The sequence below is a fragment of the Bacteroidota bacterium genome (genome assembly GCA_020402865.1).
Taxonomy (GTDB): domain Bacteria; phylum Bacteroidota; class Bacteroidia; order Palsa-965; family Palsa-965.
On the sequence record JADBYT010000014.1, the window covers coordinates 61719 to 83633 of the forward strand.

The following is a 21915-nucleotide window of genomic DNA, read 5'->3' on the forward strand; positions in this document are numbered from 1 at the left end:
CTTATCAACTGCGGAACGCCTTCGGCAACGCTTCAATCAAATCACCGGCTTTCATACTTTCCTGTCCGTACTCCGCAGCTGCAATATCGCCGGCTTTTCCGTGCAGATACACGCCCAGCACTGCCGCCTGCAACGCATCGTACCCGCGGGCACGCAGGCCGGTAATTAAGCCCGTAAGCACATCGCCGCTGCCGCCTTTGGCCATGCCGGCATTGCCGGTGGTGTTGAATAACGCGCGGCCGTCGGGTGTGGTGATGCTGGTGTATGCGCCTTTGAGTACGACGTAGCAATTAAAGCGCCGCGAAAATTCGAGCTGCGAAAGAAAGCGTTCGTGTGCACTTGTGTGCGCGCCGGCAAGGCGGTCGAACTCGCCGGGATGCGGCGTGAGTATGGTGCCGGGCGGCAGAAAGGCCAGCCAGGTTTTGTTTTCGGCGAGGATGTTGAGCGCATCGGCATCGAGTACCGTGGGGCAGGGTGCTTCCTGCAGCCATTGTTTCAGAAGCTGCGCAGTTTCTGCATCCGTGCCCCAGCCCGGCCCAAAGCCGGCAGCCGAATACTTCCGGGCATCGCGCACGCGGCCAGCCACTTTTTCTGCGGCATCGCTTTGCAGCACCATGGCTTCGGGCGCTGCGGTGTGTAAAATCACTTCGGCAAACTGCGGCACCAGCGCAGTTACCAATCCGCAGCCCGAACGCAGCGCCGCCTGCACGGCCAGCACAGCTGCACCGGCTTTACCACGACTTGCGCCACTCAGCAGCGCATGGCCAAAGCTTCCCTTGTGTGAAAACACCGCGCGGCTGCGCAGCAAGGGCGCAATTTCATCGGGCGTAAGCAAGGTATAAGGCGTTTGCGCAGCATCCATGTAGCCGCTGTGCAAACCAATATCAATCACCTTTACCACACCGGCAAAACAACCTGTTTCGGCAAACAACAGCGCAGCTTTGGGCTGATGGAATGTAAACGTATAAGCCGCATGCGCCACACAGCGCAAACTGTTGCCGCGGTTATCATCGCCAAACAATCCCGAAGGAAGATCAATGGAAATGATACGGCTGTGTGCCGCATTCATCATTTCAATGGCCGCTGCAGCCACACCCTCCGGCTCACGATTCAGCCCCGAACCGAAAATGGCGTCAATCACTACCGGCTGATGAAGTGCGGTAAAATCAAAATCGTTGCGGCTTTGCCACCCGATCAGCTGCACCGTGGTGCCGCGCAGCAACGCCTGATGATGCAAAAAATCAGCACTATCGTTTGCCGCAGCTTTCAGCAGCAGCACCACAACCTGATAGCCTCTTGAATAAAGATGCCGGGCAATTACCAGTCCGTCGCCGCCGTTGTTGCCATTGCCGCAGCACACGTAAACCGTTTCGGAAATATTCACCAAAGCGGCAATATGCGGCACACAAGCCGCTGCTGCACGCTCCATGAGATCGGCAGATTTTACGGGCTCGTGTTCGATGGTGTAGGCATCGGCTTCACGCAGTTGTGCGGTGCTGAGTAGTTTCATGGAAAAGCCGGACCGAACAACATAAAACGGGTAATGAAATTGGCCAGAATACACACTGCCGTTGTGCCAAACAGCCACACCAGCGCAGTGGCGCCGTGGCGGAATTTAAACAGCAGATGTGCAAAAAGCATTAGCCAGGTAGAAAGAAAGGGCAGCAATGCCGGAAACCGTACAATGCTGCCCCAGATATTTCCATTGAGAAGAAGAATAAGCGAACGCTGAAAACCACAACCCGGACAAGAAACGCCAAAGTGACTCTTTATCGGGCATTCCAGCATGCTATGCTCCAGCCAATGAATGAATGCATCCATTCTTAGTAATTATAGTAGGAACCCCAGTAACCGCCATAAGGGTTGGGATTGAGCAAACCGATAATCAGGAAAATGGTTCCGATGGCTGAAATAATTGTTCCGATAATGGCACACACGCGTCCGGCATTCAGATTTTTGAACGATGAAACGGTGTAGGCATCGGGCGACTGTTCGTACACCTTACGCGCGCCCACTGCAAGAATAAGTGCAATTACGCCGCAGATAAGTCCGGGAATACCATAGCAGAAACAGCCCACGATAGAACAAATGCCCAGCACAAGTACACCGGTTGAATTGGGCAGCTGCCGCTGGTTGTTGAACATGGGCGGAGGCATGGCGCCACCGTAAGGATTGTTTGGCGGAGGGAAGCCGCCGGGAGGCTGATTGTAGGGATTTTGCGGAGGCGGCATGTTGCTGCCCGGAGGGGTGTATGGATTTTGTGGCGGAGGCATATTGCCGTACGGATTTTGCGGCGGAGGCATGTTGCTGCCGGGCGGGGTGTACGGATTGGGCGGTGGCGGCGGTGTATTGCTGCCGGGGGGCATATACGGATTTTGAGGCGGCGGCGGTGTGTTGCTGCCCGGAGGTGCATACGGATTTTGCGGGGGAGGCGGAGGCATATTGCTGCCCGGAGGTGCGTAGGGATTAGGGGGCGGGGGCGGATTGTTTGGATTCCCGAACGGATTATTTTCATTATTACCCTGCGGGTTGCCGGGCTGACCAGGTTCGAAGGGAGGACCGGGAGGAGGAGGAAAATTTGACATCGCTTTAGAATGAATAAGGAGCCAAAATACTGATTTAGCCGCAAGGTGCATGAGAATTGCCCGGGAAAATATTTTTATCACAAAAACCACATTCTAATTGAACCGGGAATACGGATTGGATACTAAATCCTGTTATTTTAGCAGGAAACACATACCCGATGGAAACACCAAACAATCCCCCCCCGAATTATCCGCCCAACTACCAGCAGGGGCCGCCCCCCGGTGGTTATCCTCCTCCCCCGCCCGGCGGTTATCCGCCAAACTACGGCCAGCAACCCGGGCAACAGCAGGATAAAACTGTAGCTATTGTTGCGCATTTCACGCTCATTGGCTGGATTGTGGCGCTGGTGATGCACGGCAGCAACAAAACAAGTCTGGGTGCCTACTTTATCAGGCAGATGCTGGGCCTTATCATCTGCCAGTTTGCAGTGGTAATACTCGTATTTATTCCTATTCTTGGCTGGATTCTTTATCCGGTTTGTGGTATCGCACTTTTCGTATTCTGGTTGATGAGCCTTATCAATGCCATTAACGGCGTGGAAAAACCGGTACCACTGCTTGGCGATAAATTCAACGAATGGTTTAAAGGTGTAGCTACTGCATAAGTAAACCGCCACCACACACACAAAGCCCGCACGGAAGCAATTCTGTTGCGGGCTTTTTCGTGTTACCTACCGGCTTTGCTCAACGCCATGAGCGTGTGGTGAATTTCTTCCACCTGTGGCTCCAGTGCACGGCCATCATTGTAAATAATCCAGTTGGCGCGTTTCAGTTTTTCCGCTTCCGGCCATTGGTTTGCCATGCGTTTGCGTACGTCTTGTTCGGTTATGTTGTCGCGCTGCATGACACGTTCAATGCGCAGTGTTTCGGGAGCGGTTACTGCAATTACCCCATCAAGTCCGTTGTTGGAGCCGCTTTCAAAAAGTATGGCCGCTTCCTTGAGAATGTAGGCATGCGTCTGATGTGCCTGGCACCATACTGTAAAATGCCGGGCCACGGCGGGATGCACAATGCTGTTAATTTTTTGCAGTGCCGCTTTATCGGCAAAAACAAGTTGTGCAAGATAAGTTCTGTTGAGCGAACCATCGGGCTGATAGGTTTGCGCACCAAAGGCGGCAATAAGTTCAGCGCGCAGTGTTGCATCGGTGTTTTGCAGCATGCGTGTTTCACTGTCGGCAAAAAACACAGGCACACCCAGCCGGGCAAACAAATTTGCCACTGTGGTTTTTCCACTGCCGATGCCGCCGGTGATACCTATTTTCAGCATGTGCCAAAACTACGCAAAAGCGGCCACCGGATTGCTCCGCGTGGCCGCTTTTGTATGCGTGATAAGATTTAGCTTAGTTGGTCTTCACAATGCGCGAAGTGCTGAGTACGTTGCTGCCGTTGGTAATGCGAACAATGTACACACCGGCATTCAGCTGCTCGCCAATTGTGAGCATGCCTTGTGTGCCGTTGAGCGGCTGTGCCACCAGTACGCGGCCGGTAATGTCAATTACCTCGAGCACGGCATTGCCCGCTGCCTGCACCGGAATTGCATAAACTACCTGCACCTGCGAGCTGAACGGATTGGGAAACGCATTTACAGTAGCCGGCTGCACATTTTCGCCCACTGATACAGCGTTTGAATCAACCACATAGAAATGATCGAAACCGGCTTCGAGCAGATGCCCGGGCTGGAAATCGGTAGCCTGCACGGTTAAACGCATTTGCGAAGTAAGCGAAAGCAGCGGCGACACACGCACGGCATGGTGTACCCACGACGACATGCCCGGCGATGAAGCGCCCACACCTTCGAGACGCACGGTGGTAGTACCATTGGTTAAACGCACCACCAGCGAATCGTTGGGATTACCCTGTCCGCCTGCGTTGAAGAACCAGCGGTCGTAATGAATCCACGGATCATTGTACGTGCTAAGGTCAAATACAGGCGAGGTAAGTGTGGTTTGTCCGTTGTCCACATCATCCTGCGAAGCATTACCGCCGGCGTTTCCGGTTACATAACACTGATCGGTGCAGTCGCCGCTGGCGTCCACATCAGGGTTTGCATCGTTGGTAGCGAGGTACGAAGTGCCTACCGGCTCACCACGTTCCCACACACCGGCAGTAGCCGTGCCTGAAACCGTCCAGCCAAGATCATGTGTGAAATCGTCTTCGTAACCTGCACTCAGCGCAATCTGCGCATTGCTGGCTGAAGGAGTAACGCTGTCCTGCACGCAGTACATCAGATAGCCCCACTGTGAAGCAGCAATGGTGTAAAAATCAGTTTGTCCGTTGCACGAAGTATATTGTCCTTGTGCGTTGGAGGTGAAATTGTAATTGTTGTTTGTGCTGGTGTAGCTAACCTGCACGTTGGAAAGCGGCGTGGTGCTGGTAGCATTGGTAACTGTGCCCGTAATGTTAAGTGCATTGGGCGAAAACATGTTGATGTTAAATGTATTTACCTGCCCCGGTGCAAACACTACATTATTCAGTACCACGTTGGTGTAGCCGGGTTTGCTGAAGGTAACTGTGTAAGTTCCGGGAAGATGTGTACCCGTGGCAAAGTTGCCGGCAATGTCTGAAGTAGTGGTTACGTTTACCGATGAAATGGTAATGGTAACACCGGTAAGCGGCCCGCCGCAAGTGCTGTCGGAAACCGTGCCTTCAAGGTAACAGGCACGCACATAATCGGGCGACAATACAAACAAGCCTTCGTCGATATTCGATACCACAATGGTTCCGGAGGGAAGGAAAGGATATACACCCCAGGCACCGTCAAAACCGTTTCCGGTTCCTGAATACGTATCATAACGACCTACTTCCACAAGGTTATGCGGACGGGTCACATCCACAATATTGAATCCGTCCTTATACCATGACGTAACCGCCCAGTTGTGCAGGATGTGTGTATTGTGCACAATAGAACCTGAACCGGGCGTACACTGCATGCGGTCAACTTCCTGAATATTGCTCAGGTTGCTGATGTCGTATGCAGCAAGGAAAGAGTTTGTATTTTCATCAGTAGTGAACAGGAAGTTTCGGTCGTCGCTGATCCATACGTTGTGAGTAAATGCAGTAGGTGTGGTTTGTGTGGCCAGCACCACCGGAGCTGTTTTGTTGGTCATGTCAACCACGGTAAAAAAACCGGCATAAATGTGTCCGGCATAAAGTGTATCGTTATCCACGTAGCCGTCGTGTACATAGCCGTTTTGCTGATACTCGCCCACATAGGTAGGGTTGTACGGATCGGCGTTGAGGTCGAGCACCACAGCACCGCCGGCACCGATGTTGCTGCCAAAGAGGTAGCAATAGCCCAGCGTGGTATCAATGTGCAGGGCATGTACGGTTGAAAGCTGGTTGGCTATGGCTCCGTCGCCAAAGTAATAGTGATAGGGAAGATTGGTGGCCGGCAGGTTGCGCATATCCACAATCTGCAGCGCGCCGCCGTTGCCTTCGGTGGTTACATAGGCAAAACCTTTGTACACCTTGATTTCTTTCCAGAGATCGTCCACATTGGGAATCTGTACCACCTGCACCGGTGAGGCCGGGTTGGTTACATCCACAATGCTCAGGCCCTGCGATGCACCGCAGAGTGCATATTCATTGCCAAGCGAGTCGCGATAGCCGCAAATGTTGGCAAGCGTTTGCTGGCCATACGTGAGCTGCGACTGAAACTGCACATTGTAGTTCTGTGCCTGCATCGCTGTTGCGCAACAGCCCAGGATTGCCATTGCCGCGAAGTAGATTTTTTTCATCGGATAGTTCCGTTTTTAAATTGATTCGGGAAAATCAAAGAACGTAAAAAAATGTCAGTACATCAATTCCCACACTAACTGTTTAGACGGATGTTTGACGAATGGCCGGAAATTCAGTATAAGTGGTAAAATGATACTGTTTAATCACCTTTGGGCTGTACCGCAAAAAAGTAAAACACCCCGGATCAGGTTTGTCCGGGGTGTTGTTGGAATGCATTATTCAACTACTTCAGTTTTTTTACTTCTGCACGCAAGGCTTGTTCCACCGTTTCATTTACCTGATATAGCGGGGCACGCAGGTTGGGCTTGCAAAGTTTCATGGCATCAAGCGCCACTTTTACTCCGCCCGGATTACCATCGGCAAAACAAAGCTGGGTGAAACGGATAAGCGACTCGTGCAGCGGGCGTGCTTTGACAAAATCGCCGGCAAGGCCGTGGCGCACCATGTCGGAAAAAATCTTCGGATAGGCATTGGCCACTACCGAAATCACACCATCGGCACCGCAGGCCAGCATGGGCAGGGTAAGCATATCATCGCCCGAAAGGACGAGGAAATCGGACGGACGGTCGCGCAGAATAACCATAATCTGCTCCATGTTGCCCGATGCTTCCTTGGTGCCCACAATGCGCGGGAACTCATGCGCGAGGCGAAGCTGTGTTTCGGCCGTCATGTTCATGCCGGTGCGGGCGGGTACGTTGTAAAGCAGCACCGGCAGCGGTGAGGCTTCGGCCACCAGTCGGAAATGCTCGTAAAGGCCGTTCTGGTTGGGTTTGTTGTAATACGGCGCTACTGAAAGAATGCCGCTCACACCAATCAGATTGGTAGTTTCGAGTTTGTGAATCACCTCGGCCGTATTGTTGCCGCCAATGCCAAACACCACCGGCACACGGCCGTTTACGGTTTCGAGTACAAACTGAAGCACTTCGCTCTTTTCATCTTCGTAAAGCGCCGGAGCCTCACCCGTAGTGCCCATTACCACCAGAAATTCACACTTGCCCTTAATAATGTGCTCGGTCACTTTCTTTAAGGCCTTGTAATCTACACTGCCGTCGTCGGCAAAAGGTGTAACCATAGCCACGCCTGTTCCGCGAAACGGATGGTTCTGGCGTGATGATGCTTTTTTGGTGCTTGGTGACATAGTGGGTATGGATATACTGCAAAGTTAGTTCTTCCCGTCAATCCATACATGCCGGTGAATAAGTGTGGGGGAATTGTTGGTAAGTGTACCCGGACTAAGGTTTATTTACTGTTATCGCATAATAACTTACTACGTGTGTAAAGTATTCGCCCGACTTTATCCCGCTTTCAATTTCAATCGTATCAGCATAAACAATGTGCGAACGATTTTCATAAACCGTATCCTGTTTCCCGTTCTTTTGCCTCAGCCAGCTGTTAGCCGAAATCCGTTTGAAGGTTTCTATCAATTCCGTTTTCGTAGAAAATTCAAGACTATCATTTGTATAATTGTACATAATAAGTCTGCTTCTGCTAAAACTGTCTACAGTAGTGAGATAATTATCGAAAAATACATCCACCCTGTTCTTTGAACTGTCAAACATTTCCAGACTAAGGGGAAAATCATATCCGCCATACTTCCAACTCGCAAATTCAGGATACATCACATAAATTATTTTCCGTTCATGATCATCTGCTGTAGAAAAACCAGCAAAAAGTAAAAGGGGTAAAAACAGAAACACGGGTCTGAACATCATTACTTATTAAATCTTGCAAAATCTGTTCGCATCCCGCCAATCCGCGCCAAAAAATCCTCCCTCGAAATCATCTCTGCCCCCAGCGAGGCAAGATGCAATGTTTCCACCTGACAGTCAATCAGCTCGCCGCCTCCGGCTTCAAACTGTTTTACAAACGTAATAAATGCGGCTTTAGACGCATTGCTTTCCCTGCTGAACATCGACTCACCAAAGAAAAATTTACCCATGCGTATGCCGTAAAAACCGCCCGCCAGTTTGCCGTCTTTCCACGCTTCGTAACTGTGGGCGTGGCCAAGTTTGTGCAATTCAATATAGGCCTGTTCCACTTCTTCGGTAATCCATGTGCCTTGCTGGCCGTGGCGGTTTATTGCGGCACAGGCTGCAATGACTTCTGCAAAACAGTTGTTGGTAGTAACTGTAAATTCGCCGCGTTTGAGCACCTGCGTCATGCTTTTCGACACCCTGAGCTTGTGCGGGAAAAGCACAAAACGCGGATCAGGACACCACCATAGCGGCACGGTGGTTTCGTCGTACCACGGGAAAATGCCGTGGCGGTAGGCATTCAGCAAACGTGCCGGGCTGAGGTCGCCGCCCACAGCCAGCAGACCGTCTTCATTTGCAAGATGCGGTGGCGGAAACTCAATGCTGTTTTCAGAAAGCCAGACCGGCATAACTACTGCGCCGCAGGGCTGTTAATGAGTTGCAGATACGTATCAATCTGCCTCAGATAAAACTTCAGGCCTTTGTCGGCCGGCGAATCAATAAGCATATCATGCAAATGCCCGCCATCTTCGTCATAACGGCCAATTTTGAAACTGGCCCGCGAAAGGCCGCCCACACAATACAACGCAAATGATTTTCCGTCGTTCAGATCAAGCAGCAGATCAAAAGGCTCGTCGATAAAATTCTGCACAATATGCCCTGACGGGCGGCCCGTCCAGTCGAGCGTTTTAGGGCCGTAAAAATCATATTCGAGTTTCGAATACTGCACGGCGGGCTCTTCTTTAGAAAGATACTGCACCAGTACTTTCACCTTTTTCTTCTGATCGCGCAGGTAGTTTACGTATTTACGCAGCAGTTCAAAATCTTCTTCCGTGGTAAACCGTGCAGAGATGCCCACGGTTTTTATTTCATCCATGCCAAAGAATGCCTTGCTGCGCTGCACGGAAGTGAGCGCATCGCGCAGGCGCATACGGCCTATTCGGGCTTTGAGGGCATCAAACATACTCTGCGGGCATTAATCGGGGCTGCCGGTTTCGATGAGGCGCATGAGCTGGTTCTCATCAATAATGCGCACGTTCAGTTTTTCGGCTTTGGTGCGTTTTTCGGGGCCCATGTTATCACCAGCAACAAGGTACGATGTTTTGCCCGAAACCGAGCCGGTATTTTTGCCGCCGTTGTGTTCGATGAGTTGTTTTATTTCATCGCGCGAGCGGCTGAACACACCCGAAATTACAAATGTAAGTCCGGCCAGTTTTTCGCTGCGGCCTTCGAGTTGTGCTTCGCTCAGTGCAAACTGCAGGCCGTAGTTTTTGAGGCGTTGCAGCAACTCCGCATGCCGCGCATCATCGAGCCAGCTGCGGATGCTTTGCGCAAGTATTTCGCCCACTTCGGGCACGTCCACAAGCTGTTCAAGCGTGGCGGCCTGCATGGCTTCGATGTTTTTAAAATGGCCGGCCAGCTTGCGCGCTGTGGTTTCGCCTACGTGGCGTATGCCCAGCGCAAACAACACACGCTCAAACGGCACCTGTTTCGACTGCTCAATACCTTCGAGCAGGTTGTTGACCGATTTTTCGGCCATACGTTCGAGCGCAAGCATATCGGCTTTGCGGGTGTGCAGGTCGTACAAATCGGCGTAGCTGGCTATGAGTTTCGCGTCGAGCAGCTGCGCCACGGTTTCGCTGCCCAGGCTGTCAATGTTCATGGCGCGGCGGCTTACAAAATGTTCAATTTTGCCAAGCACCTGCGGCGGACAACCATCGGCATAGGGGCAGTAGTGGTTGGCCTCGCCTTCCATGCGCACTAATCCGGTGTGGCATTCGGGGCAGTGTGTAATGTAGGCATGCGGCTGCGAGTTTGCATCGCGGCGGCTCATATCCACACCTACAATTTTGGGAATAATTTCGCCGCCCTTTTCTACATACACAAAATCGCCCACGCGTACATCAAGCTTCGCAATAATATCCGCATTGTGCAGCGAGGCGCGTTTTACCGTAGTGCCCGCCAGCTGCACCGGCGCCAGATTGGCCACCGGCGTAATGGCACCCGTGCGGCCTACCTGATACGAAATAGATAAAAGCTGCGTAGCCACACGCTCGGCCTTAAATTTATACGCAATGGCCCAGCGCGGCGATTTAGCCGTGAATCCCAGCGCACGCTGCTGCTCATAGCTGTTCACCTTTATCACAATGCCGTCGATATCAAAATCAAGTTCGTGCCGGGCTTTGTCCCAATGCGCAATAAACTTCATCACCCCGTCGAGATCAGGCACCAGCCGCGTGTATTCGGGCACTTTAAAACCCCAGTTGCGCGCAGCATCCAGACTTTCATAATGTGTTTTAAAAGGCAGGTTTTCGCCCAGCACGAAATACAGATAGCAATCGAGTTTGCGCTGCGCCACAATGGACGAATCCTGCATTTTAAGCGTACCCGCCGCTGAGTTGCGCGGATTGGCCAGCAAAGCCTCGCCCGCTTTTTCCTTCTCCTCATTAATACTGTCAAACACCGAACGCGGCATAAACACTTCGCCGCGTATTTCAAAATCGGGCGGAATACTGCTTTGTACTTCGGCAAACAAATCGGCAGCGGCCTGCGCCGTTTCGCGCAAACGCAAAGGCAGGGTGCGAATGGTTTTCACATTGGCGGTCACCTCATCGCCTTTTTCACCATCGCCGCGCGTTACAGCCTGCGTAAGCTGGCCGTTTTCGTAACGCAGGCCAATGGCCACGCCATCGTATTTCAATTCACATACATACTCAAACGCTTCCCCGCCAAGTCCTTTACGCACCCGCGCATCAAACTCCTCCAGCTCTTCTGCGCTGTACGTATTACCCAGCGAAAGCATCGGGTAACGATGCTTCACCGTTGCAAATTCCTTGGTTACTTCTCCCCCCACCCGCAACGTGGGCGAATCGGGCCGGCGCAATTCAGGAAACTCTTTTTCAAGTGCCTCAAGCTCTTTCAGCAACTGATCGAATTCGTAATCGCCGATTACAGGTTCGGCCAGCACATAGTATAAATAGTTGTGGTCGTTGAGTTCCTGTGTGAGCGTGTTTATGCGGTTGCGTGCGTCGTCGCGGGTCATAATCGGGAAATGAAATTGAGAGGGCTAAAGTTCGAAATTTATAAAATCAATCAGAAATTCAGGCCTAATAATTATTATATTTGTAAATAATCAAAAAACAAAGCAATGGCATTAATTAATTCATATGGAATTTGGAATAATAAAGGTGGAGTTGGGAAAAGTACAATTACTTTCCATCTTGCAACAAGATATGCTGAACGTAACCCCAAAGTTAATGTTCTAGTCATCGACTTATGCCCTCAAGCAAATTCAAGCATGATGCTATTGGGTGGTGGGGCAGTTGGAGAACAATCAGTTTTAAATTTCTGCACAAAACCAACTCCTCCAACGGTAGTTGGTTATTTAACAACTGTAATCACGAATGGCCCAGGAGCTAATCTTCCGGATTATAATGACTTTATTACTAATGTAAATTCAGTAAATCCCAATTTACCTTCAAATCTATATTTATTATGTGGTGATGGTAATCTAGAACCTATTTCACCTGCAATTAGTGATAATGCTTCAGCAAGGGCACTCACACCTACAGCAAACCCATGGATATGGATCCACAATATTTTTAAAAATCTAATTAATGATTTTTCTGAAAAAAATTCCAATAATGATACAATAGTTTTTATTGACACGAATCCATCGTTTGGAATTTACACTGAATTAGCAATTATTGCTTCATCAAGGTTGTTATGCCCTATAAATGCAGATGATTCATCACGAACAGCGGCAAATGCAATGACAATTCTTCTTCATGGTTCAGTGCCCCCTCACCCTGTGTTTGGAGCTTGGACGTTTGCATCACTTGCACAAAAGCATGGTATAAAGATTCCTGAAATACATTTAATTATTGGTAATCGAATGACTCAATTTGATGGAGAAGCAACCGCATTCGGCGCTATGTCCGATGAAACTGCCAAATCATTATTTTTGATTTATCAAAGCAATCCTACATACTTTACTCAAAAGAACCTCACAATCAGTAGTATTGAAGATTTTAGATATAGTTACTCTAAATCACTTCGTGATTTTAATACCGCAGGTGTAGTAACTGCTCATTTAGGTAAATTACTTAGCAATATGTCTGCAGGTTATTATACGGTTTATTCTAAAGAGGTAAAAGTTAACAAACCACGAGTTAACGATTGCTTAGATGCAATTGACAAAGTAATTGATGCTCTTTAATTAATGATAAATAGACTTGTTTTTTTTCAAATTCTATACTTAGCAAATCTCTGGCATTATTTTTTTAAACAACAATAATTAAAAGACTAGCTCAATGAATAAGCCAGTCTTTTAATTATCCGATAAGAATTAATTAGTTCTTATTTATTAATTCTTCGTTTACTCCACAATCAGCTTACCGCTGCCCAGCTGCATACCATTCTGCACAACACGGTAAGCATAAATTCCGGCGGCAAGGTTGCTGCGGCCGATGTAGTGTGCTTCGTTCATCATACCGGTTTCGGTACGCACCACTTTGCCGCTCACATCCATCAATTCGAGGGTGTAGGCACCGTTGTGCCCGGCCATGTTTACCAGCAGCACGGCGTTTTCGCTCATCGGGTTGGGATAGAGTGAAACTGTGGCCTGCAGGGTGTTTTCATTCAAACCAACCACCTGTGCGAGCACGGTATCACAATACGTTAAGCTGTCGCCGCAGGGATTGTACACCGTGAGGCACACCACATGCACGCCGCTGAATGAGAACGTATGTGTGGGTGTGGGTGTGGATGACGTGGCGCCGTTATCGTCAAAATCCCAGAAATAGGAAGTGGCTCCGGTTGTGGTTGGTGTAAAGGCGTAATTGAGACCGGTTCCCGAAGAAATGAAGGAGGCCGAAAGCGCAAACATGCAGTTTGTGAGTGTGGTGCAGAATGTATCGCTTGAACAGGCATTGGTCACAATCAGACACACGGTATAAACGCCGTTTTGCTGATAGAAATGTGTGGGATTCTGCGTGGTGTCAACCGGCGAACCATCGCCGAAATCCCAGGCCCATGAGGTGGCGTTTGCCGATGAGTCGGTAAACAGATAGCTGGCGCTGCCTTCCACAAAACTGAAATTAGCCACGGCGGGCATGCAGATTGTGAGGGTATCGCAGAATGTGGCGCTGGAACAGCTGCTCAGGGCTGTAATGCAAACTACATAATCGCCGTTTACTGCATAGGTGTGCTGACCATTCTGTACGGTATCCAGCGGCGATCCGTCGCCATAATCATACACCCACATTGTTGCATTGGTGGATGATTCGGTAAACGAAGCCGTGCCGCCGTTTACAGCAGTGGTGAACGAGGTGGCCACAGGCAAACAAACAAATACCATCGAGCAATGTGTTTCAGTAGCGCAGCCTGAACTCACAACCAGACAAACCTGATACATTCCGTTTGCGGTGTAGGTGTGCGAAGGATTCTGTGTAGAGTCAACCGGCGATCCGTCGCCAAAATCCCATACCCACGATGTTACTTCTGAAGAAGAAGCATCGGTAAACTGAACCGTACCGCCATTGATGGTTGTTGTAAAGGACGCGGTTACGGGTAAACAAACAGGTACCAGTGTACAGCTTGTGTCGGCAGAACAAGTATTGCCTGCAATCAGACAAACCGTGTAGATGCCGCTTTGCGCATACGTATGGGTGGGGTTTTGCGAACTATCAACCGGCGATCCATCGCCAAAATCCCAGAGCCACTGCGTGGGCTGGTTGGTGGTAAAATCGGTAAATGAGGCTGTTCCTCCGGTAACGGTGCCTGAAAAGGCTGCCACCGCATTGAGACAAACGGTTACAGTTGTGCAAATGGTATCCGTACCACAACTTGTGGTTACATAACAGCAGGCATTATACGTACCTGAAGCAGCATACTGGTGTGTAGGCGAATCGGCCACTACCACGGGCGAATTATCGCCGAAATTCCACGAAATCAGGAAACTGGTATCGGCCGTTGTGGAAAACGAATACGTATCAAAAGCCTGCTGTGTGGCCGCAACCGTGTTGGTGATGAGTGTATCGTAATACAGGTTTACACGACTGATGCTTCCTGAGTTTTCTGTCCACAACTGTTGCGGTGCAGTAGTAGTGAGCGGAAACTGCATACCAAGACGGTTCAGTGCAACGGGGAAACCGTCGATGGTAACTGTAGCGGGGCCGGTAGCATAAGAATTTACCGTGGCACGCTGGCCAAGTACACCGATAATATCGCCCTGTTCAACCTGAATATTCACGGGAATAATGCCCGAAGCCGGATTGTTTTGTGTGAGATACAAGACCGTGAAATTGTTGGTAGTAGCAGAGAATAACGGCGGCGCGGCAGCAAAACGCACAATGGCAATACTTTGCGCTCCGGCAGAGGCAGTAGTGGGTACCTCTACGCCGGTTAGGGTTATGCACGAAGGCGCTGTAAAATAATATCCGCGTACATTACCGGTAAACGTGCCGTTTTGGGCGGGCATCACTACAGGTATTTGTGTTTGAGCAAATACAAAAATGCCGTTAAGCACCAGAAGTGCTGATAGTAAAAGTTTCTTCATTGGGATTGGGTTTCGGTTTGCATTACAAGGTTAGTGAAAATAGCCGCGCAAGGCAAATCAGGTGCAGTCAAACAGGCATAAATACTGATTTAACCCGCGGTTGATGAAAGCCAGTGCAGCAATGTACGGCCAATTTTTTCGCCCTCTACCAAAAAACCATCATGCCCGAACGGCGATTCGATTTCGATATACGTTGCATCGGGTACATGTGCCGCGATTTCGCGCTGTTCGGCTGTGGGGCAAAGCATATCGGTAGTGATGCCGATGCAAAGCGTGCGGGCTTGTACTGTTTGAAGCGCCGCCGCCACACCGCCTCTTCCCCGCCCCGCATGGTGGCTGTCCATGCTGCGTGTAAGCAGATGATAGGTGTAGGCATTGAAACGGTTCACTAATTTCTCGCCCTGATAGTGCATGTACGATGAGGCACTGAAATTTTTTATGCGCTCATCGGCATCAGTTTGTGTATGCACAAATGCTTCGTAACTGCGGTAGGTAAGCATGCCGATCATGCGGGCGGTTTTCAATCCGGCTGCGCCTGCACCGGCTTGCGGTTTCCCGAAAGTAGGATCCGATTCAATGGCGTTGCGTTGCGCAGAATGAATGGCAATGCCCCAGGCCGATTCGCGCGCGGAAGTGGCTACAAGCATCAGGTTTTGAATAAGCGCAGGCTCGGCCAGCGCCCATTCAATGCATTGGTAGCCGCCCATGGAGCCGCCCGCCAGCAGGTAAATCTGCTCAATACCCAGATGCCTGCGCAGCGCAATGAAACTCTGCACCATGTCGCGGATGGTAAACAGCGGAAAACTGCCGTAATAGGGCTGACCAGTGGCCGTATTGATACTCAGCGGCCCCGAACTGCCGTAGCACGAACCGGGAATGTTTACACACACAATAAAATAATCGTGCGGGTTTAAGGCTTTATCTTCCCCTACCAATGTGGGCCACCAGTCGGCTACGTCTGCACTGGCTGTGAGGGCGTGACATATCCACACCACTTTGCTTTTGCCGGGCACAAAATTTCCGTATGTACAATAGGCAAGCGTAAGCTGCGAAAGCGTATCGCCATGTTCGGTTGTGAATGGCGCAGGAAGTGTGTAGGTAAACATTGCGTTGCAAATATACACTTGCATGTATATTTGCAGCATGCATATTGAACTGAACCGACTGGAAGCACCGTTTCACTTTGAAGCGGTAAATGATACAGGTAATACCATTCACTTCGACGGATCGCCCGAAATTGGCGGACAAAACAAAGGCGTACGGCCCATGCAGTCGCTGCTGATGGCGCTTGGCGGCTGCAGCGGAATCGACGTAGTGTCTATTCTGCAAAAGCAAAAGCAGGAAATCGAAAGCTTCCGTATCAGCATCGACGGCCAGCGGCAGAAGGGTGCCGAGCCTTCGCTGTATGAAAATATACACGTAGTCTATCATCTCGGCGGCCCCATTGACCCGGCAAAGGCCAAACGGGCGGTGGAACTGTCGATGGAGAAATACTGCTCGGTGGCCAAAACACTCGAAAAAACAGCCACCATAACGTGGGAAGTTGAACTGAATAACACACGCCTTGCATGAAGCCCGAAACCAGCGCCATACGCACACAGGTAAACCGCACCGCCGAAAACGAGCATTCGGTACCGCTGTTTCTTACATCGAGTTTTATGTTTGACGATGCCGAGCACATGCGGGCTGCTTTTGCCGACGAAACCGACGATAATATTTACAGCCGGTTTTCGAATCCGAATGTGCAGGAACTTGTGGATAAGATGTGCGCACTGGAAGGAACCGAAGCCGGGTTTGCCACCGCATCAGGCATGAGTGCCGTGTTTGCCTCGTTCATGGCTTTTCTCAAAGCGGGCGATCATCTGGTGGCGTGCAGTTCCATTTTTGGTTCTACACATACAGTAATTACCAAGTACCTGACCCGTTGGGGAATTACCTATTCGTATTTCGATCTAAACCGCCCGGAAGAACTGGAAAGCCTGATCAGACCGGAAACAAAAATGATTTATGCTGAAACGCCCACCAATCCGGGGCTGGGTATTCTGGATATGCAGCAGCTAAGCAGTGTGGCTAAAAAATATGGCGTATTGCTCAATATCGACAATTGCTTTGCCACACCCGCCCTCCAGCGTCCGGCCGATTTTGGAGCCGATCTGATCACCCACTCGGCCACCAAATTTATCGACGGACAGGGGCGCGTGCTGGGCGGACTTGTGCTGGGGCGCAAAGAACTGATTAAAGAAGTGTATGCCTTTTGCCGCAGCACAGGGCCTTCACTTTCGCCGTTTAATGCGTGGGTACTCAGCAAAAGTCTTGAAACACTGTTTGTACGCATGGAACGGCACTCGGCCAATGCCCTGCAACTGGCACAGCTGCTCGAAAAACATCCCCGCGTGCTGCATACCAGCTATCCTTTTCTCGAAAGCCATCCGCAACATGCACTGGCCCGAAAGCAGATGCGCGCCGGCGGCGGCGTGGTAACCTTCGAACTCGAAGGCGGCCTCGAAGCCGGACGAAAGTTCCTCAATGCCCTGCAATTCTGCTCACGCACCGCCAATCTGGGCGATACTCGCACAACCGCCACACATCCGGCCTCCACCACCCACGCCAAACTTACCGAAACAGAACGCCTTGCAGCGGGCATTTCTCCCGGTCTGATTCGAATCTCCACAGGGCTGGAGCACCCGGATGATGTGTGGAACGATCTGCAGCAGGCCCTTGATGCTTCTGCCATATAAAATTTGAACAGCTTCTTAATTTCCGGCTATTGATGCCGTGAACATCCGCCCATACACATCTCCCAACAAAAGTTTTATCATCCTTTTTATTATAAATTTCACCAAATATATTTCAGCCCTTAAACAACTAAATAAAACACAAACAGTAAAAAAGACGGCTAAACACATTAAATCCCCGGATTTTTTTACCAGAAAATGATGTTTTTATGGGGAATATTTGGTAGTTAAATAAAACATATCGTACCTTTCTCATTAAATACACACACCATGAAGTCCTCTGCTACATATATCTGGTTGCTGGTTCTCCTCGCCAGCTTTGCATTCGGCATCAATTGTTCAAAAGAAGAAGTACGCAATCCATCTCCCGTTGCTGCTTCAACCACAAACCCGTCAAACCAGCGCGATCCGATTGACGGGCATGATGAGCGTATGACGCTGATCACCTACAACTCCACTGAACAGCGTGCTATCTTCAATTCCAAGTCGGCCGAAGTGAAGGCTGCGATCTGGATGGATAAACTGAACAGCGTATTGCTTAATGTGCCGCTCACCACCAGCCAGCGTCAGCACCTTGTAAATATCCGCAACCAGATCAACCCGCTTATCTGGGAGGAAAATTCAAGCGTTTCACTGAGTTTCCAGAATTCATTTTACGGCCCCTGGCTGGCTAACGCACTTCTTCATTTCACCGAAGAGGATCTGGCCAAAATTGTAAATACACCCGAAGACTACTATCAGGCTGGCGGCCCCGTAAATCCCACCAATGGCAGCGATTGTGAATGCAGCACCGCTTCCGACTGGTGCCCGGTAAACATGTACTGCCGGAACACCAACTGCTCGGCCTATATGTTTGGCTGTGGCAGTATGTGGGCTTTCCGCTGCCGCGGCATGTGCCAATTCTAAGCATACGATGCGCAATCTTTTCATCGGTCTTGCCTTAGGCTTGTTGCTGGTGGCCGTTGTGGGCTTTTGCCTTCAGTTCAGTTCACTTATCATCATGTACATTGCGGTTTCGGCCGTAACGCTTGGCGTGTCTTATTTCATAAGGCACTGGGTGGCGCTGGTTGCGTATCTGTTGCCCTTTTCCTTAATACTTCTCTGGCTTTCGTTTGCCAACGGGTTGATGTTTTCGTACGCATTACCCAATATGCTTGTGGCTTCACTCCTCTCCTATTTTGTGATACAGCTTATCCGTAAATACCGCTATACCTACTGGAAATGGGTTGCTGCTACAACCTATCTGGGTATATCGTTTGTAATTATCTGGTTGGTGATTCCTGCTTCGGTAATCAGTTATGCCGGTAAGCCCGATGAACAACTCCTGCAGTTTCCCGATAAATTTCCGGTACTCGATACAAAGCCCGACACCATTGATGTAAAAAACAAAGTACTGGTGCTCGAATTCTGGAGCAGCACCTGCACACCCTGTCTCTGGCAAATGAAGCTGATTAGTCCGCTCTATGAAAAATATAAAGACAGTGATGATGTAGAAATAATTGCGGTAAATCTGGGTAACGATGATTATGAAACCGCGCTGAAATCAAAACTGAAAAACAATTTTACTATTCCTTCCTTTTTCGACGAAAACAAAATTTTTTCGCAGCAAATCAATCTCACTGAAATTCCGGTATTGATTATTGTGGACAAGGACAAACACATCCGCTGGAAACACACAGGTTACTTTAAGGAAGAACTTGGTATTTTTAATGAGCGGGTAATTAAGGAAGTTGAAAAACTTCGTCAGTTGCCTGCAAAAGATGCAGCCACCATACGGTCTTTGCCCTGAAGATCCTGCCTGAGGCGTACATTGGTGTAGCCCAGCTGCTGAAGTAAAATGCAGGTTTCAAGCCCCAGTTTTTCATTTATTTCAAAATAAAGCGTGCCTCCCGGCTTAAGTTTTTGCAGCGCCATTTGTCCGATTACACGGTAAAACAAAAGTGCGTCCGAATCGGGAACAAACAGTGCGGTGTGCGGTTCGTGGGCAGTTACATGTTCTGCCATTTCCGTCATTTCCGATTGAAGCACATAAGGCGGATTGCTGACAATAACCTGGCAGCGCGGCAGTTTTTGCTGTACACTTTCTTCGCGCACGTCGCCTTCAATGAAATGGATTTCCGTTTCGCAAGCCGTGGCATTGGCTTTAGCCACCTGAAGTGCTTCGGCCGATACATCGAGCGCGTACACATGACAGCGCGGCAGTTTTTTCTTCAGTGCAATAGCAATGCAACCGCTGCCGGTGCCGATATCGAGTATGGAAAAACTGCCGGGCACGTGTGCCTGTTCATCAATAATGAGCTGCACCAGTTCTTCGGTTTCGGGGCGTGGAATGAGCACGGCAGAAGACACTTGCAGTGTAAGACCGAAAAACCATGCCTGTCCGAGTACATAGTGCAGCGGTCGTCCGCGTTTAAGATCCTTCACTGCAAAGTGCAGCTTCAGCAGCTGCGATTCGTTTACGCGGCTTTCGGGCCGCAGCAGGAGATCATTGCGGGTGTAGCCTGCAAACGCTTCGAGGCAATAGGCGGCCATGAGGTCGATTTCGCTTTGCGCATAGCGTTCGGCCAGCTGCTTACGAAACCAGCGTGCAATATCGTCGATGCGGTTGCTGGGAATTTTCATTGCGCCTTGTCTTCGCCGGCAGGTTTTTCGGAAAGCGGCCAGGGCGTGGCGGCTTCGGCAATTGCGGTAAGTCCTGCAGCTTTACCCTGCTCCAGCATAAATTGCCACGCGGCATTACGTTCGTTGGGAATAATGCCGTCGAGTATGGCTTCGCGAATGGCCGTTTTAATTACACCCACTTCGCGGCAGGGGCCGAGCGAAAACGCTTTCATAATGTCTTCACCGGTAACCGGTGGCTGCCAGTTGCGGATACGGTCGCGTTCTTCGAGCTCTTTCAGTTTTACACGCACAAGCTCGAAGTTGCGCAGGTAACGTTTCACGCGCTCTTCCTGCTTCGAGGTAATATCGCTTTCGCAAAGCATCATCAGCGCATCAATATCATCGCCGGCTTCATACAACAAACGCCGCACTGCCGAATCGGTGACTTCGGTTTTGCTGAGTACGATGGGACGCAGATGCAGCTGCACAAGTTTCTGCACAAACTTCATACGGTCATTGAGCGGCAGTTTGAGTGCGGCAAAAATGCCCGGCACCATGCGCGCGCCCCGGTCTTCGTGCCCGTGAAATGTCCAGCCATGGCCGGGTTCAAAACGTTTGGTGGCCGGCTTGGCAATGTCGTGCAGAATTGCCGCCCAGCGCAGCCACAAATCATCACTACGCTGTGCTACATTATCGAGCACCTGCAAGGTGTGATAGAAATTGTCTTTATGCGCCTTCCCCTGCACCACATCCACACCCTGAAGTTTTACCATTTCAGGAAAAAACTGATGCAGCAGGCGTGTATCAAAAAGCAATTTGAACCCCACCGAAGGCACGGGCGCTTTGATAATTTTATTCAGTTCATCGGCAATACGTTCGCGCGAGATAATGCTTAGCCGCGAAGCATTTCGCGCAATGGATGCCAATGCCTCATCACTGATGCGGTAATTGAGCTGTGTGGCAAAACGTACGGCCCGCATCATACGCAAAGGATCGTCGGAAAACGTAACGTCAGGATCAAGCGGTGTGCGTATGAGTTTGCGCTCCATATCGGCCACGCCGTCAAACGGATCAATCAATACGCCGTAATTGACTGTATTCAAACTAAAAGCCAGCGCATTGATGGTAAAGTCGCGGCGGTTCTGATCGTCTTCAAGCGTACCGTCTTCCACCACCGGCTTGCGCGAGTTACGGTCATACGACTCTTTACGCGCGCCTACAAACTCCACCTCGTAATCATCCAGTTTAATTTGCGCCGTACCAAAATTGCGAAACACATTTACTTTTACGCGCAGACGTTTGGCCACCGCTTCTGCCAGCACAATTCCCACCGCTTTCAGCGAAGCATCGGGCGACACGGCTACTACGTCAATATCTTTACAGGGTCTTCCGAGCAAGGCATCGCGCACAAAGCCACCTATCACATAGGCATGCAGCCCCAGCCGTGCAGCCTCTTCGGCCACCACAGCAAAAACAGGATGTGTGAGATGCGGATTCATTGTTTGCTTTGCAGGGGTGCAAAGGTAGGATTTTCTCCCGGCTGAAATGCAGGAATGAGTTGACTTCAGCGGTGTGGAAATTGGAAGTTAAACAGTTATGCATCCGGTGGCTTCGATGAACTCAGCCTCCGGAAGCAACAGGTTCCGGTGATTGAGCTTGTCGAAATCACCATATAGTTATGCATCCGGTGGCTTCGATGAACTTAGCCTCCGGAAGCAACAAGT

20 protein-coding genes are annotated in these 21915 nt (G+C 50.2%); 6 read left to right on the top strand and 14 right to left on the bottom strand.

The window, feature by feature from the left end:
* Window positions 1-4 precede the first annotated feature (4 nt).
* The 3 genes from IM638_10920 to IM638_10930 are packed head-to-tail and all read right to left on the bottom strand — an operon-like array spanning window position 5 to window position 2144.
* Window positions 5-1510, bottom strand: a complete 1506-nt coding sequence (locus IM638_10920) for an NAD(P)H-hydrate dehydratase (GenBank protein MCA6363540.1) — start codon at window positions 1508-1510, stop codon at window positions 5-7.
* The gene (locus IM638_10925) at window positions 1507-1821 is read right to left on the bottom strand and encodes a DUF2752 domain-containing protein (GenBank protein MCA6363541.1); all 315 of its coding nucleotides are present in this window, start codon (window positions 1819-1821) and stop codon (window positions 1507-1509) included. The genes IM638_10920 and IM638_10925 overlap by 4 nt, the downstream gene beginning before the upstream one ends.
* A 2-nt stretch (window positions 1822-1823) precedes the next feature.
* On the bottom strand, window positions 1824-2144 hold the full coding sequence (locus IM638_10930) for a hypothetical protein (protein MCA6363542.1): 321 nt from the start codon (window positions 2142-2144) through the stop codon (window positions 1824-1826).
* 746 nt (window positions 2145-2890) lie between these two features.
* Here IM638_10930 and IM638_10935 point away from each other — a divergent pair.
* Window positions 2891-3190: a hypothetical protein gene (locus tag IM638_10935; protein ID MCA6363543.1), complete on the top strand. Its 300-nt coding sequence runs from the start codon at window positions 2891-2893 to the stop codon at window positions 3188-3190.
* A gap of 62 nt (window positions 3191-3252) precedes the next feature.
* Here the strand turns inward: IM638_10935 and IM638_10940 are convergent, their stop codons facing one another.
* From IM638_10940 to ligA, 7 genes are all read right to left on the bottom strand, one after another.
* Window positions 3253-3852, bottom strand: a complete 600-nt coding sequence (locus IM638_10940) for a dephospho-CoA kinase (protein ID MCA6363544.1) — start codon at window positions 3850-3852, stop codon at window positions 3253-3255.
* A 73-nt stretch (window positions 3853-3925) separates the two neighbouring features.
* Window positions 3926-6322, bottom strand: a complete 2397-nt coding sequence (locus tag IM638_10945) for a choice-of-anchor B family protein (protein ID MCA6363545.1) — start codon at window positions 6320-6322, stop codon at window positions 3926-3928.
* Between the two features lie 224 nt (window positions 6323-6546).
* On the bottom strand, window positions 6547-7461 hold the full coding sequence (locus tag IM638_10950) for a 4-hydroxy-tetrahydrodipicolinate synthase (GenBank protein ID MCA6363546.1): 915 nt from the start codon (window positions 7459-7461) through the stop codon (window positions 6547-6549).
* 94 nt (window positions 7462-7555) lie between these two features.
* Complete coding sequence (locus IM638_10955; GenBank protein MCA6363547.1) at window positions 7556-8035, bottom strand: hypothetical protein; 480 nt, start codon at window positions 8033-8035, stop codon at window positions 7556-7558.
* The gene (locus IM638_10960; GenBank protein ID MCA6363548.1) at window positions 8035-8706 is read right to left on the bottom strand and encodes a leucyl/phenylalanyl-tRNA--protein transferase; all 672 of its coding nucleotides are present in this window, start codon (window positions 8704-8706) and stop codon (window positions 8035-8037) included. The genes IM638_10955 and IM638_10960 overlap by 1 nt, the downstream gene beginning before the upstream one ends.
* A gap of 2 nt (window positions 8707-8708) precedes the next feature.
* A complete protein-coding gene (locus tag IM638_10965; GenBank protein MCA6363549.1) occupies window positions 8709-9260 on the bottom strand; it encodes a hypothetical protein in 552 nt (183 codons plus the stop codon).
* Between the two features lie 12 nt (window positions 9261-9272).
* Window positions 9273-11339, bottom strand: coding sequence for an NAD-dependent DNA ligase LigA (ligA, locus tag IM638_10970; protein MCA6363550.1), 2067 nt, complete (start codon window positions 11337-11339; stop codon window positions 9273-9275).
* Window positions 11340-11444: 105 nt separating this feature from the next.
* Here ligA and IM638_10975 point away from each other — a divergent pair, with 105 nt between their 5' ends.
* Entirely contained in the window at window positions 11445-12515 is a 1071-nt protein-coding gene (locus tag IM638_10975) for a ParA family protein (protein MCA6363551.1), read from the top strand.
* 159 nt (window positions 12516-12674) lie between these two features.
* Here the strand turns inward: IM638_10975 and IM638_10980 are convergent, their stop codons facing one another.
* Together IM638_10980 and metX are read right to left on the bottom strand one after the other, a co-directional pair.
* On the bottom strand, window positions 12675-14855 hold the full coding sequence (locus IM638_10980) for a PKD domain-containing protein (protein ID MCA6363552.1): 2181 nt from the start codon (window positions 14853-14855) through the stop codon (window positions 12675-12677).
* A gap of 89 nt (window positions 14856-14944) precedes the next feature.
* Window positions 14945-15961, bottom strand: a complete 1017-nt coding sequence (metX, locus tag IM638_10985; GenBank protein MCA6363553.1) for a homoserine O-acetyltransferase — start codon at window positions 15959-15961, stop codon at window positions 14945-14947.
* A 37-nt stretch (window positions 15962-15998) separates the two neighbouring features.
* Between metX and IM638_10990 the strand changes: the two genes are divergently transcribed.
* The 4 genes from IM638_10990 to IM638_11005 all read left to right on the top strand — a co-directional run bounded on the left by IM638_10990 (window position 15999) and on the right by IM638_11005 (window position 19379).
* Window positions 15999-16427, top strand: a complete 429-nt coding sequence (locus tag IM638_10990; protein ID MCA6363554.1) for an OsmC family protein — start codon at window positions 15999-16001, stop codon at window positions 16425-16427.
* Window positions 16424-17593: an aminotransferase class I/II-fold pyridoxal phosphate-dependent enzyme gene (locus tag IM638_10995; GenBank protein MCA6363555.1), complete on the top strand. Its 1170-nt coding sequence runs from the start codon at window positions 16424-16426 to the stop codon at window positions 17591-17593. The genes IM638_10990 and IM638_10995 overlap by 4 nt, the downstream gene beginning before the upstream one ends.
* 267 nt (window positions 17594-17860) lie before the next feature.
* Window positions 17861-18496, top strand: coding sequence for a bacteriocin fulvocin C-related protein (locus tag IM638_11000; protein ID MCA6363556.1), 636 nt, complete (start codon window positions 17861-17863; stop codon window positions 18494-18496).
* Between the two features lie 7 nt (window positions 18497-18503).
* A complete protein-coding gene (locus IM638_11005) occupies window positions 18504-19379 on the top strand; it encodes a TlpA family protein disulfide reductase (GenBank protein MCA6363557.1) in 876 nt (291 codons plus the stop codon).
* Here IM638_11005 and prmC read toward each other — a convergent pair.
* Both prmC and IM638_11015 read right to left on the bottom strand, forming a co-directional pair.
* Entirely contained in the window at window positions 19334-20212 is an 879-nt protein-coding gene (prmC, locus tag IM638_11010; GenBank protein MCA6363558.1) for a peptide chain release factor N(5)-glutamine methyltransferase, read from the bottom strand. The genes IM638_11005 and prmC overlap by 46 nt on opposite strands.
* Window positions 20209-21690, bottom strand: a complete 1482-nt coding sequence (locus IM638_11015; protein MCA6363559.1) for an HD domain-containing protein — start codon at window positions 21688-21690, stop codon at window positions 20209-20211. Before IM638_11015 ends, prmC begins: the two co-directional genes overlap by 4 nt.
* Window positions 21691-21915 lie beyond the last annotated feature (225 nt).

What these genes read in the sequence shown, in the direction of transcription:
- IM638_10920 (MCA6363540.1), bottom strand. Translation starts at nt 1,510, where the DNA reads ATGAAACTACTCAGCACCGCACAACTGCGTGAAGCCGATGCCTACACC.
- IM638_10925 (MCA6363541.1), bottom strand. Translation starts at nt 1,821, where the DNA reads ATGGATGCATTCATTCATTGGCTGGAGCATAGCATGCTGGAATGCCCG.
- IM638_10930 (MCA6363542.1), bottom strand. Translation starts at nt 2,144, where the DNA reads ATGTTCAACAACCAGCGGCAGCTGCCCAATTCAACCGGTGTACTTGTG.
- IM638_10940 (MCA6363544.1), bottom strand. Translation starts at nt 3,852, where the DNA reads ATGCTGAAAATAGGTATCACCGGCGGCATCGGCAGTGGAAAAACCACA.
- IM638_10945 (MCA6363545.1), bottom strand. Translation starts at nt 6,322, where the DNA reads ATGAAAAAAATCTACTTCGCGGCAATGGCAATCCTGGGCTGTTGCGCA.
- IM638_10950 (MCA6363546.1), bottom strand. Translation starts at nt 7,461, where the DNA reads ATGTCACCAAGCACCAAAAAAGCATCATCACGCCAGAACCATCCGTTT.
- IM638_10955 (MCA6363547.1), bottom strand. Translation starts at nt 8,035, where the DNA reads ATGATGTTCAGACCCGTGTTTCTGTTTTTACCCCTTTTACTTTTTGCT.
- IM638_10960 (MCA6363548.1), bottom strand. Translation starts at nt 8,706, where the DNA reads ATGCCGGTCTGGCTTTCTGAAAACAGCATTGAGTTTCCGCCACCGCAT.
- IM638_10965 (MCA6363549.1), bottom strand. Translation starts at nt 9,260, where the DNA reads ATGTTTGATGCCCTCAAAGCCCGAATAGGCCGTATGCGCCTGCGCGAT.
- ligA (MCA6363550.1), bottom strand. Translation starts at nt 11,339, where the DNA reads ATGACCCGCGACGACGCACGCAACCGCATAAACACGCTCACACAGGAA.
- IM638_10975 (MCA6363551.1), top strand. Translation starts at nt 11,445, where the DNA reads ATGGCATTAATTAATTCATATGGAATTTGGAATAATAAAGGTGGAGTT.
- IM638_10980 (MCA6363552.1), bottom strand. Translation starts at nt 14,855, where the DNA reads ATGAAGAAACTTTTACTATCAGCACTTCTGGTGCTTAACGGCATTTTT.
- metX (MCA6363553.1), bottom strand. Translation starts at nt 15,961, where the DNA reads ATGTTTACCTACACACTTCCTGCGCCATTCACAACCGAACATGGCGAT.
- IM638_10990 (MCA6363554.1), top strand. Translation starts at nt 15,999, where the DNA reads ATGCATATTGAACTGAACCGACTGGAAGCACCGTTTCACTTTGAAGCG.
- IM638_10995 (MCA6363555.1), top strand. Translation starts at nt 16,424, where the DNA reads ATGAAGCCCGAAACCAGCGCCATACGCACACAGGTAAACCGCACCGCC.
- IM638_11000 (MCA6363556.1), top strand. Translation starts at nt 17,861, where the DNA reads ATGAAGTCCTCTGCTACATATATCTGGTTGCTGGTTCTCCTCGCCAGC.
- IM638_11005 (MCA6363557.1), top strand. Translation starts at nt 18,504, where the DNA reads ATGCGCAATCTTTTCATCGGTCTTGCCTTAGGCTTGTTGCTGGTGGCC.
- prmC (MCA6363558.1), bottom strand. Translation starts at nt 20,212, where the DNA reads ATGAAAATTCCCAGCAACCGCATCGACGATATTGCACGCTGGTTTCGT.
- IM638_11015 (MCA6363559.1), bottom strand. Translation starts at nt 21,690, where the DNA reads ATGAATCCGCATCTCACACATCCTGTTTTTGCTGTGGTGGCCGAAGAG.